This window comes from Paracoccus shandongensis, assembly GCF_017315735.1.
In the GTDB taxonomy this organism is placed as follows: Bacteria; Pseudomonadota; Alphaproteobacteria; order Rhodobacterales; family Rhodobacteraceae; genus Paracoccus; species Paracoccus shandongensis.
In genome coordinates this window covers 64,414-79,887 of the sequence record NZ_JAFLRK010000010.1, presented here as the reverse complement: position 1 = coordinate 79,887, position 15,474 = coordinate 64,414, and the positions used below count along the sequence as shown (strand labels likewise).

The 15,474-nt window shown below is 64.3% G+C and carries 14 protein-coding genes and 1 pseudogene; all 15 read left to right on the top strand.

Annotation, left to right across the window (positions count from 1 at the left end):
• Nucleotides 1–1,209: a transporter substrate-binding domain-containing protein gene (locus JX613_RS09135; protein WP_237168468.1), complete on the top strand. Its 1,209-nt coding sequence runs from the start codon at nucleotides 1–3 to the stop codon at nucleotides 1,207–1,209.
• Between the two features lie 35 nt (nucleotides 1,210–1,244).
• Nucleotides 1,245–1,868, top strand: a complete 624-nt coding sequence (locus tag JX613_RS09130; protein WP_237168467.1) for an ANTAR domain-containing response regulator — start codon at nucleotides 1,245–1,247, stop codon at nucleotides 1,866–1,868.
• A gap of 216 nt (nucleotides 1,869–2,084) precedes the next feature.
• Complete coding sequence (locus JX613_RS09125; protein WP_237168466.1) at nucleotides 2,085–2,930, top strand: nitrilase family protein; 846 nt, start codon at nucleotides 2,085–2,087, stop codon at nucleotides 2,928–2,930.
• 42 nt (nucleotides 2,931–2,972) lie between these two features.
• The gene (locus JX613_RS09120; RefSeq protein ID WP_207101148.1) at nucleotides 2,973–4,130 is read left to right on the top strand and encodes a substrate-binding protein; all 1,158 of its coding nucleotides are present in this window, start codon (nucleotides 2,973–2,975) and stop codon (nucleotides 4,128–4,130) included.
• Nucleotides 4,131–4,196: 66 nt separating this feature from the next.
• Nucleotides 4,197–5,030, top strand: coding sequence for a branched-chain amino acid ABC transporter permease (locus JX613_RS09115; protein ID WP_207101147.1), 834 nt, complete (start codon nucleotides 4,197–4,199; stop codon nucleotides 5,028–5,030).
• Nucleotides 5,023–6,795 (top strand): ABC transporter permease subunit, encoded by a 1,773-nt coding sequence (locus tag JX613_RS09110; RefSeq protein WP_207101146.1) that lies wholly within the window; start codon nucleotides 5,023–5,025, stop codon nucleotides 6,793–6,795. Before JX613_RS09115 ends, JX613_RS09110 begins: the two co-directional genes overlap by 8 nt.
• Complete coding sequence (locus JX613_RS09105) at nucleotides 6,788–7,492, top strand: branched-chain amino acid ABC transporter ATP-binding protein (RefSeq protein ID WP_207101145.1); 705 nt, start codon at nucleotides 6,788–6,790, stop codon at nucleotides 7,490–7,492. Before JX613_RS09110 ends, JX613_RS09105 begins: the two co-directional genes overlap by 8 nt.
• Nucleotides 7,493–7,788: 296 nt before the next feature.
• Nucleotides 7,789–8,075, top strand: a pseudogene (locus JX613_RS09100) (transposase); the annotation flags it as partial.
• 165 nt (nucleotides 8,076–8,240) lie between these two features.
• Nucleotides 8,241–8,663 (top strand): hypothetical protein, encoded by a 423-nt coding sequence (locus tag JX613_RS09095; protein ID WP_473754230.1) that lies wholly within the window; start codon nucleotides 8,241–8,243, stop codon nucleotides 8,661–8,663.
• Nucleotides 8,664–8,845: 182 nt separating this feature from the next.
• Entirely contained in the window at nucleotides 8,846–9,178 is a 333-nt protein-coding gene (locus JX613_RS09090) for a four-helix bundle copper-binding protein (RefSeq protein WP_207101143.1), read from the top strand.
• A gap of 37 nt (nucleotides 9,179–9,215) precedes the next feature.
• Nucleotides 9,216–9,713, top strand: coding sequence for a DUF305 domain-containing protein (locus JX613_RS20175; protein ID WP_207101142.1), 498 nt, complete (start codon nucleotides 9,216–9,218; stop codon nucleotides 9,711–9,713).
• A 356-nt stretch (nucleotides 9,714–10,069) separates the two neighbouring features.
• Nucleotides 10,070–12,379: a heavy metal translocating P-type ATPase gene (locus JX613_RS09080; RefSeq protein WP_207101172.1), complete on the top strand. Its 2,310-nt coding sequence runs from the start codon at nucleotides 10,070–10,072 to the stop codon at nucleotides 12,377–12,379.
• 768 nt (nucleotides 12,380–13,147) lie between these two features.
• Nucleotides 13,148–14,614: a CopM family metallochaperone gene (copM, locus tag JX613_RS09075; RefSeq protein WP_207101141.1), complete on the top strand. Its 1,467-nt coding sequence runs from the start codon at nucleotides 13,148–13,150 to the stop codon at nucleotides 14,612–14,614.
• An 84-nt stretch (nucleotides 14,615–14,698) separates the two neighbouring features.
• Nucleotides 14,699–15,118, top strand: coding sequence for a c-type cytochrome (locus JX613_RS09070; RefSeq protein WP_207101140.1), 420 nt, complete (start codon nucleotides 14,699–14,701; stop codon nucleotides 15,116–15,118).
• 110 nt (nucleotides 15,119–15,228) lie between these two features.
• Complete coding sequence (locus JX613_RS09065) at nucleotides 15,229–15,444, top strand: MerR family transcriptional regulator (RefSeq protein ID WP_207101139.1); 216 nt, start codon at nucleotides 15,229–15,231, stop codon at nucleotides 15,442–15,444.
• The last annotated feature ends 30 nt before the right edge of the window (nucleotides 15,445–15,474 follow it).

Below are 15,474 nucleotides of genomic sequence, written 5' to 3'. Positions count from 1 at the left end.
TTGTGCCGACGGGATGATCGGAGCAGTATTTTCAAGACCTTCAACAACACCCCCGGACAGGCCATGAATACTAAACCCAACGGTTCAGAGGATTGGCGTGTCGGCGTGCTGTTCTCGTGCAGTGGGCTCAGTGCCTTGACGGAAAGCGACCATCTGCGGGGCACCATCCTGGCCATCGAAGAGATCAACCATGCGGGGGGCGTCAGGGGCCGCCCGCTTTGCCCGGTATTTCGCGATCCGAAATCGAGCGACCCGGCGATCTATCGCCAGATGGCCCGGCAACTGATCGTGGACGAGGATGTGACAACGATTTTCGGCTGTTCCCATTCCGCCTCGCGCAAGGCGGTTCTGCCCCTGGTCGAACGGCATGATGCGCTGCTGTTCTATCCTTCGGTTTATGAAGGGTTCGAATATTCTGAAAACGTGATCTATTCCGGCGCTACCTTGAACCAATGCGCCTTTCCCTTGGCGGATTTTCTGATCGGTCGCTATGGAAAGCGTATCGGCTTTGTCGGCGCGGATTATATTTTTCCCCGCGAATCGAACCGCACCATGCGCGACATCCTGGAAGCTAAGGGCGCGCAGATCGTGGGCGAGGTTTATGTCCCGCTGGAAGCGTCGCAGGCTGAAATTGCAGGCCTGATGGGCCACCTTCGCGACTGGAAGGCCGATGTGGTCTTCAGCACCGTAATCGGGGCGCCGGCGCGCCAGCTTTACCGCATGTATGCCGAAGCCGGCTTCGATACCCAAAGCCGCCCCATCGCCAGTCTGACCATGGCCGAAACCGAGATCCGCGAGATCGGCATCGATCATTGCAAAGGGCATGTGCTGTCGGCAAGCTATTTCCAAACCTTGGAATCGCCGGAAAACCGACGCTTCGTCCAGGCCTACAAGGCGCGATTCGGGGCGGATTTCACCACCAGCGTCTGGTCGCAAACCGCTTATCTTCAAGTCTATCTTCTGGCCCACGCGCTGGAGATGGCGGATAGCCTGGAGCCTTCGGCATTGTCGCCGCATCTTCTGGGCCAAAGCCTGCTCGCCCCCGAGGGACTGGTCGGCATCGACTCGGAAAACCGTCACCTGTCGTTGACCCCGCGCATCGGCGTTGCCCGCGCGGACGGATTGTTCGACGTCGTCTGGCAGACAACCGGGCCGGTGCGCCCTGACCCCTATCTGGCCACCGCGCGCTTTGACGAGGTTTGGGTCTGATGAACGGGCAGCCGGATCGTCCCAAGCCCCCCGTCATGCGCCGCGTCCTTGACGATCTGCGGCATGCGCGGGTGCTGGTCTTGCATCCGCGCGACGAGGATGGGGCGATGCTGACCGCGCATCTGAAACGCCTGGGGTGTTCGGTGACGGCGACTTGGCCGCTGCCTGCCGCTGTGCCGCCCGATACCGACACCATCTTTGTCCAGGTGGACAACCTGCCGCGAGAAACCCTGTCGGCGATGCTTCAGGATCGCAATCCTGCGATCATCGCCATCATGACCTATGAAACGCCGACGGCCTTGCAGGCGATCATGGACTTGAACGTGCATGGCGTGATCTCGAAACCGCTACGCCCTTTCGGGATTCTGGCGCAATTTGTGCTGGCGCGGTATCGACGTGGCTATGAAGGGCGGTTGTCAGGCAAGATCCAGAAGCTTGAGGAAACGATGAAAGGCCGCCGCCTGGTCGAACGCGCTGTCAAGCTGATGGCCGAACTGCGCAGCATTTCCGATGACGAAGCCTATCGCACATTGCACGAGCAGGCGACGGCGCGACGCGTGTCGCTGGCTTCTGTTGCGGGCGCCTTGCTTGAGGCAAAAACCACGCTGAGCGGGATAGGCCTGTCCATATCAGGAAACGATCCTGGTTCTGCCAAATAAGGCAGCGGGCATGTCTCTGTCTTGATCGAATATTGCGGACTTTTGAAAGACGGGGGAATTTTCTTGTTGCATTGTTGACATACGCTGGCCTTGTGGCAAGCTGAAGGACGAGCAGGATCGCTCGCACGGCAGGATTGCCGACAGAAAATCAAGGCTGGGTAGCCCATGGAATGCGGTTTCGTCCGCATCCATGGGCTTTTTTCGTTGGAGGACACGTTGGAACAAGAAGACCGACTCAGTCAGGCCGTCACCGTGGCCTGCCTGCAATTCGAACCGCAGTTCGGCGCGGTTGATGCCAATCTGGCCGAAATCACCCGCCTTGCATCCGAGGCAGCGGCACAAGGCGCAAGGATCCTTGTTCTGCCGGAACTGGCCGACACCGGCTATGTTTTCGAAAGCCATGACGAGGTGGAACGGCTTGCCGCGCCGATCCCGGACGGCCGTGCCGCGCAGCACCTGATTGCCCTGGCCCGCGACCTGGGCGTCTATATCGCATCGGGGTTGTGTGAAAACGCCGACGGCCATTACTACAATTCGGCCATCTTCTGCGGTCCCGAAGGCTATCTGGGAACCTTTCGCAAGCTGCACCTGTGGAATGCGGAAAAGCTGTTCTTCGAGCCGGGCAACCTGGGACTTCCGGTGTTCGATACCGCCTACGGCAGGGTTGGGGTGGCGATCTGCTATGACGGCTGGTTCCCCGAAACATTCCGCGGCCTGGTCGCCGCCGGCGCCGAACTGATCTGCGTGCCGACGAACTGGGTGCCCATGCCGGATCAGCCGCCGAACGCCGAACCCATGGCCAACGTCCTGCACAAGGCGGCCGCCCATTCCAACGGCGTCTCCATCGCCTGCGCTGACCGTGTGGGCGTCGAACGGGGTCAGCTCTTCCTGGGGTGCAGCCTGATCGTCGGCCCGCGCGGCTGGCCGCTGGCTGGCCCGGCATCGGGGACCGAGCCGGAAATCCTGATCGCCGATGTGGTCTTCGGCAACAGGGAAAACCATCGCCGCCTCAGCGACCGAAACAACGTCTGGGAAGACCGCCGCACCGATCTTTACACCTGATCGACCGACCATGAACAACCAAATCAACAGGGAAAAACAAAGATGAAGACCATGAAATCCATCCGCTTCGGGCTGATGATGGCCACGATGTTCGGGGGCGCCGCCGTGGCACAGGACGGCGAGCCGATCACCATCGGCATCCCGGTCGGGCTGTCGGGCGCCAACAGCGTTGTCGCCCCGGCTGTCGTGCAATCCAGCGAACTGGCCGTCGAACAGATCAACGCCGCCGGTGGCATCCTTGGCCGGCCGGTCGCGATCCAGGTCGTCGATGACGGCTCGGGCGCGACGGGCGCGCAGTCGGCCTTCAACACGCTGGTGTTCCAGGACGACGTGGATGTGTTGATCTCGATGGAAACCTCGGCCGCGCGGAATGCCGGCCTGCCCATCGTCGAGGAAGGCGAGAAGCCCTATATCTATACCTCCTTCTATGAAGGCCGCTCCTGTTCGCCCAATATGTTCGTCAACGGCTGGGTGCCTGAACAGCAGGTTCCCCCGGTGGTCGAGAAGCTGATGGCGGATGGGGCCAGGCGCTTTTTCCTGATCGGATCGGATTACGCCTTCGGACGTGGAATGCTGGAATTCTCGCGCCAGTATATCGAAAGCAAGGGCGGCGAGATCGCGGGCGAGGAATATCTGCCCATGGACGGGTCGGACTGGACGGCGATCATCTCGAACCTGCGCGGGTCTGGGGCAGATGCGGTCATCACCTCCACAGCGGGCGGTGCGCCCAATGTCACCCTGACCAAGCAGTTGCGGGCGGCGGGCAATGCGATCCCCTATGCCAACCTTGCGGTGGACGAAGGGACAGCCAAGGCCATGGGTGCGGATGCAACGGGCATCCTGATCTCGGCCTCGTATCTGACCGGGATCGACAACCCTGAAAACAAGGCCTTCATCGAAGCCATGACAGCAAAGTTCGGCGCTGACATGCGAACCCCGAACGACCTGTCCGTTCCCCAATACGAAGCAATTTACCTTTACAAGGCCGCCGTTGAAAAGGCCGGCAGCACCGAAACCGACGCAGTCCTGGCCGCCCTGCCGCAGGTGTCCTTCAAGGGCCCGCGGGGCGAGATTGCGATGTCCCGCCAGCATCACGCGCCATTGACGATGTATCTGGGCGAGGTGCAGGCCGATGGATCGGTCAAGATTGTCACCCATCTCCCCGATGTCGATCCCGGCGCGCAGTGCCCCGATCTTTGACACGCGCGAAGGGGGCGACCGCCGCTGCGCGGTCGCGGCCAACCCGCATCTCAACGGAGGAACCGCATGGCCCTGCTGCTTGATATCGCCACCACAGCCGCGCTTTTGTTCATCGTCGCCGCCGGGCTGTTCGTGATCTTCGGCGTGTTGAAGATCATCAATTTTGCCCATGCCGCCTGGCTTACCATCGGCGCCTATACCACCGTCCTCGCCACCGGAATGGGACTTGACCCCTGGCTGTCGCTGCCCTTGGCCCTGCTTGTCGGCGGGCTGCTGGGCGCCTTGACCGAGGTTGCCATCGTCCGTCCGCTTTATCGCCGCCCGCTGGATGCGATCCTGGCGACATGGGGGCTCGGGGTCGTGATCGTGCAACTGATCACCTTGGGCTTCGGACGCGACATGCAGATGCCGCCCGCGCTGATGGGGGGAACGGTGAACATGCTTGGCACGCCTTATTCCAGCTATCGGCTGTTTCTGCTGGCGGCGGCGGTCGTGCTGGGCGTGGTCTTCGTTCTTGTGCTCGAACGCACTCGTCTGGGCCTGAATGCACAGGCCGTCATCATGAACGAGACGTTGGCACGGGCACTTGGCATGAATACAGGGCGGGTGCGGATGATCACATTCATGCTGGGTTCCGCCATCGCGGCCGTGGCCGGAGTGCTGCTGACGCCCTTGTCCAGCGTCGATCCGTCGATGGGAATTTCCTGGCTGATCGGGGCCTTCATGCTGGTCATGGTTTCGGGCACCTCGGTTGCCGCGCTGGCGCTGGCCTGCCTGTGCTTTGGTGCGGCACAGGTGCTTGTCTCGACTTGGGTCAGCCCCATCCTTGGCAGCGTAACCGTGGCGGTGCTGTGCGCTGTCATGCTGCGGCTTCATCCGAAGGGTTTCGCCCGTGACTGACCAAGCACAATCCACCCCCGCACCCCAGCAACTGCTGACCCGGCATGGCACCGGGCTGATCGCCCTGGGCGTCCTGGGCCTTGTGCTTGTGCTGCTGGGCCCGCTGTTTCTGGACCGCTTCACCCTCAACGTCCTGACCCGCTCCATGATCTATGCGATGATGGCGATCACGGTGGACCTGCTGTGGGGCTATGCAGGTATCCTGACGTTCGGCCAGTCGGCCTTTTTCGGTGCGGGCGCTTATGCCACCGCGCTCATCCTGACCCATGTCGGCGGAGGGGCGCAGAACTTTGCCTTGGCCCTTGTCCTGTCGCTAGTCCTGCCGATGGGGCTTGCCGCGCTTGTTGGCTGGCTGTCCTTTTATCACAAGTCGACTCCGCTTTACGCCTCGGTCATCTCGCTGGTGGTGCCAATCGTGCTGACGCAGGCAATCTTTGCGGGCGGCAGCTTTACCGGATCGTCCAGCGGACTGGTTGGTTATCCGACCATGAAGCTGGGCGCGGCGAATTACTTCCGGCTGGCCGGGGTGGCACTGATCCTGTTCGCGGCGCTGTCCTGGGTCATCGTGCGTTCGGATGCCGGGCGCCTGTTGGTGGCGATCCGCGACAACCCGCTGCGCGCGGCGTATCTTGGCATCCGCACGCAACGGGTGCAGATCCTGCTGATGACGGCACTGGGTGGGGTCGCGGGGATCGCCGGGTTTCTTTACGCCAATGCCGGGCGGATCGTCGCGCCTGAAATCGCGGGCTTCGGCTTTGGCACGCAGATGATCGTCTGGACGGCGCTTGGCGGGCGCGGCACCATCCTGGGACCGGCGATGGGCGCCATCGGCATCGACTATCTGGGGGCGCAGCTTTCGGGGGCCATGCCTTACCTGTGGCAATTGATCATCGGCATCTTATTCGTGGTGATGATCTTGTTCATGCCGCGCGGCCTTGCCGGGTTCATCCCGCGACGCAGGGGCGGCGCCCCCGTGCCGCAGCTTGGCGCCTTGCCCGACCACATGCAGCAGAGAGACAGCGCGCCGCTGCTGTCCGTATCCGGGATGCGCAAGAGCTATGGCGATTTCGTCGTCCTGGATGGAATTGACCTCGAGGTGAGGCCGGGTGAGCTGGTTTCGGTCGTCGGACCGAACGGGGCGGGCAAGACGACGTTCCTGCGCTGTCTGTCGGACGGCACCGAAACCATCGAAGGCCGCGTTCTGCTGTCCGGGCAGGACATCGCGGGCCGCCCGCCCGAGGCTGTCGTGGCTCTGGGCGTCGGCCGCAAGTTCCAGGTGGCAAGCGTGTTCGAGACCATGACCGTCGCGGAATGCCTGCGCCTTGCACGCGTGACGCAGGAACGCCCGAGCCTTTGGCGCCGCGCCGCGCGCATCACCCTGCCTCGGGCAGTGCTTGACATCCTGTCGCTGACCGGGCTGGACGGCAAGCTGAGCGAGCCGGTCAGCGGCCTTTCGCATGGCATGCGGCAAAGCTTGGAACTGGCCATGGTCGTCGCCATGCAACCCAGGCTGATCCTCCTGGACGAGCCGACGGCCGGTCTGACCAAGGCCGAACGCACCTTGATCGGCGAGGTGCTGATCCGGCTAACCCGGGATCTGGGCTATGCTGCCGTCCTGATCGAACACGACCTTGATTTCGTCAGGCAGATATCAAAGCGCATCGTCGTCCTGCACCAGGGCCGGTTGGTCATGGACGGACCGGTTGATGCGGTGGTGAACTCGGACCTTGTCCGCTCGATCTATTCAGGGGTGGCCCATGACTGAGAACAAGCTGACGATCGACGGGCTCGTGTCAGGCTATGGCGCACTCGATATCCTGCAAGGGGTCGTGCTGGCCCTGAAGCGGGGCGAGATCCTGGCGCTGATGGGGCGCAACGGCATGGGCAAGACGACGCTGCTCAAGACGCTGATGGGCCTGATCCGGACGCGGGGCGGCACGATCGCCCTTGACGGGCGGCCGGTTGCGGGCAAGCCCCCCTCCTGGCTTCTTGCCAACGGCGTCGGCTATGCGCCGCAGGAACTGCCACTGTTCCAGGACCTGTCGATCCGCGACAACCTGCGGCTGGCGCTGCGCCACGACCGCGACCTGCCGCGTGCGCTGGAGCATGTGTCTTGCAGCTTTCCGTTCTTGCTTGACCGGCTGGACCAGAAAACGGGCACCCTGTCCGGTGGTGAACAGAAGATGCTGATCCTGTCGCGTGCGATGATGTGCGAACCCGATCTGCTGCTCATCGACGAAATCTCGGAAGGGGTGCAGCCCAGTGTGGTCCAGCGGATCGCCGCCGCCTTGCGGGCCGAGCAAGAACGGCGCGGAGTCAGCATCCTTCTGGTCGAGCAGAACCTGGCCTTTGCGTTGGACGTGGCGGACCGCTGGGCAGTGATGAAGCTGGGCCGGATTGTCGACGGAGGGGCTTGCGAAGCGGCCTCCCGGCAGACGGTGCTAAACCACCTGAGCATCTGAGGCCGGCGTCCTGCACCAGGCGGCCGTTGTCCATTATCAGCCGCTGACTTTAGCTGTCACGGCAGCCTGCGATGAATTGCAGGTCGCTGTAGCCACTCCATTCGGTCGAACCCTATGGGATCTGCAAGATCTAACAGAAGCGCACCTTCACAGCGAAGGTTTATCTACAGGCGCGCCATGCACCAAGGCCATGGGTGCTGTGGCACCGTTGCGGCACGGTGGTCCTGGAGGAGCTGGCGGTGCGGCTGCTGGCCATCCCGTCCTTTCTTCTGCCCGCGCCGACCGCCATCCTGGACGCCTTTGCGCTGCTGGGTAGCTTGCCCAAAGCGCAATGGTTGCTGGCTGACCGGGGCCACGACGCTGATTGGTTCAGAGATGCTTTGAAATCAATGGGATAAAGCCCTGAAGCCCCGGTAGGAAGTCGCGCGGCAAACCTGTCAAGCACGACAAGCGCCGCAACAGGATCGAGATCATGTTCCGGTGACTAAAGGACTGGCGCAGGGTCGCCACCCGCCAGGACAGATGTCCCAAGGTCTTCCTCTCCGTAGTCGCTCTCGCCGCAACCGTCATGTTCTGGCCATGACGCAAGAACGAGTCCCGACCCTGGTTTTATTGACCGGGCATTACCCAGAATCAGCAGCTTCTGCACCGAACACGATGGTCTGTCGCGTGGGGCAAGAAAACCTCCGTTTTCTTTAAGTCCCTTTTGCCAGCGGGAACGACTCCTTGTCGTTGGCGTTCCTGTGCCATGGGACGATCAGTCACCAGGACGAGAGTTGCATCGGTCTGGCAGAAGCTTGCGAGTGCAATCGCAATTCTGGCGGTCGCGATGTTCGTGGCGCATGGTGCAGCGGCCAAAGGCGCACTTCCCCACGCCCACGATCATTCCGTTGCTTCCGCCGAATTATCGCTCATCACAGGTCATATTCCTGCCGAGCCGGGTAAGAACCATGAGCATTCGTCGGCGGTCGGCCACAAGCATGGCACTGCCAAGGATGGAACTGCTCCCTGCTGCGGAGAGGCGTGTCTGCTGGCGCTGATGCCGGACGTGGATATTCATCTGAACGAACCTTGGGGCGTAAGGTCGAAGTCCCTGTTCGTTGTCTTCTCATTGGCCGGACACGACCCTGAAGGGCTGCGTCGTCCTCCACGGCGCCTTTATCGGATCTGATCGCGTTCCACCGGAAGTGAAGCGCCAGGCCTGATCAAGGAGGTGGGCGCCCGATCCCAAGCCTCAGACGGGCGGATTGCGGTCAATGAACCCGAGGTTTTCACCTTGCGTCCCCGATGCGGTGAGACTGGCGCCGCGCTCGCCGCTTCCTGTTCCCGGCGCCTTGGCAACGGAGAAGCCACATGCACCAGATGTCCCCGGAAATGCAGAGCTGCATCGACGAATGCCAGCGCTGCCACAGCGTTTGCCTCGGCATGGCCATGAACCACTGTCTTGAGGCAGGCGGCCGGCATGTCGAGCCGAAGCATTTCCGCCTGATGATCGCCTGCGCCGAGATTTGCCAGACCTCGGCGAACTTCATGCTGATCGGCACCGATCATCACAAGCGCACCTGCGCGGTCTGTGCTGAAGTCTGCGAGGAGTGCGCCCGGAGCTGCGAGCAGGTCGGCGACATGCAGGACTGCGTCGATGCCTGCCGCCGGTGCGCCGAAAGCTGCCGGAAAATGGCCGCCTGATCGCCAACGAAACCAGTTGCATCAAAGGAGAACCTTCATGCGTAAGTTCAAACCAGCCGCCCTCTTCGCCGTCCTTCTTGCCGCGCCCGCGGCTCTCGCCCAGGAGAGCGGGACCGGGGGGCAGGCGGGGCACATGGCGGGACAGGGAGGCTCCATGACGGATCTGTCGATCCTGCCCCAAGGCTGCCGGGACGCGATCCAGCAGTCCGGAATGCCGGGGATGATGCAGGGCATGGACATGTCCGGCATGATGGGCGGCATGGAAGGAATGGATGAGGCCCAGCAGGCCTCCATGGATGTCATGATGAAGATGAACGTCCCGATGATGGCCACCCACACCATCAAGGATCCCGACCTTGCCTTCCACTGCGGCATGATCGCGCATCATGCCGGCGCCATCGCCATGGCCGAGGTCGAGCTGAAGTATGGCGACGACGAGCAGTCGAAAGAGATGGCCCAGAAGATCATCGACGCCCAAGGCCCGGAAATCGAGGAAATGACTGCCTGGGTCAAGAAGAACACGGGCCAGCAGTAAGCATCCGGCCGCCGGAGCTTGGAGCTGCGGCGGCCTTAATGACCGCAAGGATGTCATGCAGGCTCCACCCGATCAGTCCGGCAGAACCTGGCACGGGGGAACGTTCATCATGACGACTGACGCAACCGCTTCCGCCTCACGATTCTTCTGGACCTTCCAGTGGCAGGAAGGTGCAGGACGATCGCGGGCGATTCTCGGGTAGATTCCAGACGAGGTAGATGATGGCCAGCAAGAGCAAAGACCAACACCCCGCCTTTCTCCACAGGGAGAGCAGTTCTGGCGGTGGCCATCAGCATCATGGGCATGTCCACTCCGGCCATCACGGGTCAGAGCATTCGCACGCCCCAGCGACGGCTCTGACAGGCAGCGCGCATCAGGCCAAGGATCCGGTCTGCGGCATGATGGTCGATCCCCATGCGACGCAGCACAAGGCCGCGCACGCCGGCCGGCCCTATTACTTCTGTTCGGCAGGTTGCCGCGCGAAATTCCTGGCAGAGCCGGACCGCTATCTCGACCCGGGCGCAGCGGCGGCAAAGGTCGAACCCGTGCCCGAGGGGACGATCCACACCTGTCCCATGCACCCCGAGATCCGGCAGGTCGGGCCGGGGTCGTGCCCGATCTGCGGCATGGCGCTGGAGCCGGTGCTGGTCAGCCTGGAAGCCGAGCCCAATCTCGAACTGATCGACATGCGCCGCCGCTTCTGGATCGGGCTGGTGCTGACGATCCCTGTGTTCATCCTGGAGATGGGGGGGCACCTGCTCGGGCTCGATCACCTCGTCAGCCAACGCAGTTCGAACTGGATCCAGTTGATCCTCGCGACTCCGGTTGTCCTGTGGGCCGGGTGGCCCTTCTTCCAGCGCGGCTGGCAGTCGCTGGTCACGCGCAACCTGAACATGTTCACCCTGATCGCCATGGGCACGGGGGCGGCGTGGATCTACAGCGTCGTTGCGACACTTGTGCCCGGCATCTTCCCCGACGCCTTCCGCCAGCATGACGGCTCGGTCGCGGTCTATTTCGAGGCTGCCGCGGTCATCACCGTGCTCGTGCTGCTGGGGCAGGTGCTGGAACTGCGCGCCCGAGAGAGCACCAGCGGCGCCATCCGCGCTCTGCTCGACCTGGCGCCCAAGACCGCGCGTCGCATCGGCGTGGATGGCGCCGAGGAGGAGGTCCAGCTCGATGCGGTCCATGTCGGCGACCGCCTTCGGGTCCGGCCGGGCGAGAAGGTGCCGGTCGATGGCGAAGTGATCGAAGGCCGCAGTGCCGTGGACGAGTCGATGGTGACGGGCGAGTCCATGCCGGTGACCAAGGAGGTCGGCGCATCGGCGATCGGCGGGACCATGAACCAGTCCGGCGCCCTGGTGATCGAGGCCCGCCGCGTCGGCCGCGACACCATGCTGTCGCAGATCGTCCAGCTTGTCGCGGAAGCGCAGCGGTCCCGTGCCCCGATCCAGCGGCTGGCCGACCAAGTTTCGGGCTGGTTCGTGCCGGCGGTGATCGGGCTCGCCATCCTCTCCTTCATCGCCTGGGCGATCTGGGGCCCCGAGCCACGCTTCTCCTTCGGTCTCGTTGCCGCCGTGTCCGTCCTCATCATCGCCTGCCCCTGTGCGCTCGGGCTGGCCACGCCCATGTCGATCATGGTCGGCGTCGGCCGCGGCGCCCAGGCGGGCGTGCTGATCAGGAACGCAGAAGCCCTGGAGCACATGGAGAAGGTGGACACCATCATCGTGGACAAGACCGGCACGCTGACCGAGGGTCGGCCCGCCGTCACCGCCATCGTTCCGGCACCCGGCTGGGCCAAGGCGGATGTCCTGCGTCTTGCCGCAAGCGTGGAACGGGCGAGCGAGCATCCGCTCGCGCTCGCCATCGTGCGGGCAGCAGAGGAGCGGGACATCGCGCTTGCGTCGGTCGCAGACTTCGACTCGCCGACCGGGAAGGGGGCGCTCGGGGTGGTCGAAGGCAGGCGCATTCCACTGGGAAACGCGAAGTTCCTGGCCGAACAGGGGGTCGACGTCGCGCCGCTGGCCGAACAGGCCGACCGGCTGCGCAAGGACGGGGCGACCGCGATCTTCATGGGCGTGGACGGCCGCGTCGCCGCGATCTTCGCCATCGCCGATCCAGTCAAGCCCTCGACGCCGGAGGCGCTTGCCGCGCTGAAGGCGCAGGGGATCCGGGTGGTCATGCTCACCGGCGACAACTGGACGACGGCAAAGGCGGTCGCGCGCCAGCTTGGCATCGACGAGGTCGAGGCGGAAGTCCTGCCCGACCAGAAAAGCGAGGTCGTGCAGCGGCACAAGGCGGCCGGGGAAGTCGTGGCGATGGCGGGGGACGGGGTGAACGATGCGCCCGCGCTTGCCGCCGCCGATGTCGGCATCGCCATGGGCACCGGCACCGACGTGGCCATGGAGAGTGCGGGCGTCACGCTGCTCAAGGGCGATCTCACCGGCATCGTGCGGGCGCGGCGGCTGTCGCAGGCGGTGATGCGCAACATCCGCCAGAACCTGTTCTTCGCCTTCATCTACAACGCGCTCGGCATCCCGGTCGCGGCCGGCGTGCTGTATCCGTTCTTCGGCATCCTGCTGTCGCCGATCATCGCCGCGGCGGCCATGGCGCTGTCATCGGTCAGCGTGATCGCGAACGCGTCCCGGCTGCGGGGAGTGAAGCTGTGATGACCGGAAGGCGGCCAGAGTCGATCGTCAGCGCCTTTGACGGGCGGCATCATGTCGCAACCTGCCCTGGCCGGTTTCAGGTGTCGTCTTCCCGCACGACGTGGTGTGATGAGGGCACTGCCGGAAAATGGCCGCTTCCCTGCTTTCCGAGCAGGCAGGAAGCCTGAGACGATCCAGAGGAAGAGAACGAACGGTCTGATGAGCAGGGGTGTGGCAAAGGGCAGGGGGCTTCGCGGTTGCTGGAGGCAATGGCTGGCAACCCTGTGGCTGGTCGTGGCTTTCGCCGCCCTGGCCTTGCAGGCCGGAGCCCACACCCTTCCGGCAGCACACACCCTCCATGCCAAGCGGGCTGTCGCCATGACCTTGGACCAGGGCTGCGATCATTCTCATGCGGCGTCCGGCGGTGCCCGGACGACTTCCGGGGATCAGGACGGTTCCGGCGAGGGCGGGCCGGGTTCCCAGGACGACTGCTGCGCCCGGTTCTGCACGATCACCGCCCTTCTGCCGGAAAGCCCCCGGGCCGATCCGCCTTCCGGCGGAGAGACCCGCCTCGGGATTCTGGTGGGTCGCCTGGGGCGGACTGCCGGGGGGATCCTGCGGCCACCACGTTCATCCGTCGCCGCGTGAAGGCGTTGCGGACCCGAAAGGTCCGCGCCTTCCGGCCATTTCGGCCGACAGGCCGATAACGCCACTCGGACATCAACGATCACCAGGGGGATGCGCGTGCGCTGTGTGATGCCGCGTTTTCCCGGACATGGATGAACAGCAATGAAACGAACTGCAATCGCCCTTTCCCTTGGCCTCGCGGCAGGGCTGCCGACTGTTGCCCTGGCGCAGGCCGGGCATGACACCCACCACCCCGCGCAGGCGCAGGAACAGGCCGCCCCAACGATGCCGATGCCGGGTATGCCAGACCAGATGCGGACCATGATGCAGGGCGGGATGATGAACGGGGCGGCCGATGCCTCGAAGGCTGCCGGGACAGCGCCAGCCGATGGGAACATCCCCGCTTTCACCCGCGCCTATGTGGATGCCATGGACGCGATGCACGGGCCGATGATGGACGGCGTCATGGCCGATGACCCCGACACGGCCTTTGTCCGGGGCATGATCCCGCATCATCAGGGCGCGATCGACATGGCCCGGATCGTCCAGCAGTACGGCGATGATCCGCAGACCAGGGCATGGGCCGGGCAGATCATCGCCGCGCAAGAGCGCGAGATCGCCGAGATGGAAGCCTGGCTGAAGGAGAGAACCCACCCCGAGGCCATCGACTTCGGCCAGACCGGCGGCACCGTCTGGTCCGCCGACGAAGGCGGCAGCTCGATCAGCGCCATCGACCTGGGCACCGGGACCGTGACGACGGCGCCGGTCCCGGTCGCGCCCCATAACGTCGATCTGACGCCGGACGGGCGCTTCCTGCTGGCGGTCGGCACTCCGGCTTCCCGTGATCATGGCTTTCAGGGGCATGGCCACGACGGGGACGCCGCGGGACTTCTGGTGATGCTTGATCCACAGGACCTCTCGAAGCCTGCCGTCACGGTGCAGCTCGGTGCCCACCCGGCCCACGTCGTCGCCGATACGCAGGGTCGCGCCTATGCGTCCCTCTCGGGCGCGGACGAGGTCGCGGTGGTCGATCTCGCCAACGCATCGGTGGTCAAGCGCATCAGGACCGGAGCTTATCCGCACGGGCTGCGGCTCAGCCCGGACGGGACCGAGCTCTATGTCGCCAATGTCGAGGACGGGTCGGTTTCGGTCATCGACACGGCCAGCTTCACCGAGGCGGCGCGCATCCCGGTGGGCACGGCGCCGGTCCAGGTTGGCTTCACCCCTAATGGCAGCCGGGTCTATGTCTCGCTGCGCGACGAGAACCGCGTCGCCGTGATCGACACCGCCACGCGCAAGGTCACGGCCAGGATCGAGGTCGGTCCCAATCCGATCCAGATGATCGTCACCCCCGACGGCAGCCAGGTCTATGTCGCCAACCAGGGGACCGAGGCCGCCCCGAACGACACCGTGTCGGTGATCGACACGGCGACCGGCGAGGTTGCCAGGACGCTGGAAACCGCTGCCGGCGCGCATGGCGTGTCGGTTTCGGCGGACGGCGCCTTCGTGTTCGTGACCAACATCGCGGACGACAGCGTCTCGGTCATCGACGTCGCGCGCCAGGAGGTCGTCGGATCGGTGCCGGTGGGCGACCGCCCCAACGGCATCGTCCATGGGCCGTCGAACTGACCGGATCGCTGAAGCTGGCGCCGGGTATCCCGGCGCCGCTCGCGCGGCTCTTCCTCCGCGCGGGCCAATCACAGGAAAGATATCATGCGAACTGTTCTTCTTGCGGCCATTGCCGCGGTCGCCACAGGCGCTGCCTGGTGGCTCTGGGGCCGATCCGATGCCGGAAGGCCGGCTGAAGACGGCCAGGCTGTTGTTGCTGTAACCCTGCCGGCCACGTTGTCACCCGCAGCCAAGGCCGGTCAGCAGGCCTTCGCCGCCAACTGCGCATCCTGCCACGGCACCGATGCCGAGGGGCGGGCGGGGACTGCACCACCCCTCATCCACAAGATCTACGAACCGGGCCACCACGGCGACATGGCATTCGTCCTGGCAGCACGCAACGGGGTGCGTGCCCATCACTGGCCCTTCGGAAACATGCCTCCGGTGCCGGGGCTCACGGACCCGGAACTGGCCGGGATCATCCGCTTCGTGCGCGAGGTTCAGGTTGCGAACGGCATTCGCTAGATCGCTGATCCTGGGCATCCTGGCCGTGATCGGGGGCGGTTCCGGCCGCAGCCTTGCCGTGTCCCCGGTCAGGGCGCACGCGGCATCCTTCAGGGCAAGGAAGGGCTGGAATGAACATCCCCGAAGCCGCGCAGGCGTCGGGTCTCACCTCCAGGACGGTCCGATGCCATGAGGACATCGGTCTTGTGGCACCGCAGCGTGGGCCGAACGGCTATCGCCATTTCAGCCCCGCTGATATTCACCGATTGCGCTTCCTGAGCCGCGCGCAAGCGGCCCGACAAGCGTCATGCCGACAAGGCCTGCGATCATCATCGCTGCCGGGCTGAATGCTCCTCGGCTGCGCCCTCATCTGCCTC

What these genes read in the sequence shown, in the direction of transcription:
- JX613_RS09065 (WP_207101139.1), top strand. Translation starts at nt 15,229, where the DNA reads ATGAACATCCCCGAAGCCGCGCAGGCGTCGGGTCTCACCTCCAGGACG.
- JX613_RS09070 (WP_207101140.1), top strand. Translation starts at nt 14,699, where the DNA reads ATGCGAACTGTTCTTCTTGCGGCCATTGCCGCGGTCGCCACAGGCGCT.
- JX613_RS20175 (WP_207101142.1), top strand. Translation starts at nt 9,216, where the DNA reads ATGCGTAAGTTCAAACCAGCCGCCCTCTTCGCCGTCCTTCTTGCCGCG.
- JX613_RS09095 (WP_473754230.1), top strand. Translation starts at nt 8,241, where the DNA reads ATGGGACGATCAGTCACCAGGACGAGAGTTGCATCGGTCTGGCAGAAG.
- JX613_RS09120 (WP_207101148.1), top strand. Translation starts at nt 2,973, where the DNA reads ATGAAGACCATGAAATCCATCCGCTTCGGGCTGATGATGGCCACGATG.
- JX613_RS09115 (WP_207101147.1), top strand. Translation starts at nt 4,197, where the DNA reads ATGGCCCTGCTGCTTGATATCGCCACCACAGCCGCGCTTTTGTTCATC.
- copM (WP_207101141.1), top strand. Translation starts at nt 13,148, where the DNA reads ATGAAACGAACTGCAATCGCCCTTTCCCTTGGCCTCGCGGCAGGGCTG.
- JX613_RS09090 (WP_207101143.1), top strand. Translation starts at nt 8,846, where the DNA reads ATGCACCAGATGTCCCCGGAAATGCAGAGCTGCATCGACGAATGCCAG.
- JX613_RS09130 (WP_237168467.1), top strand. Translation starts at nt 1,245, where the DNA reads ATGCGCCGCGTCCTTGACGATCTGCGGCATGCGCGGGTGCTGGTCTTG.
- JX613_RS09105 (WP_207101145.1), top strand. Translation starts at nt 6,788, where the DNA reads ATGACTGAGAACAAGCTGACGATCGACGGGCTCGTGTCAGGCTATGGC.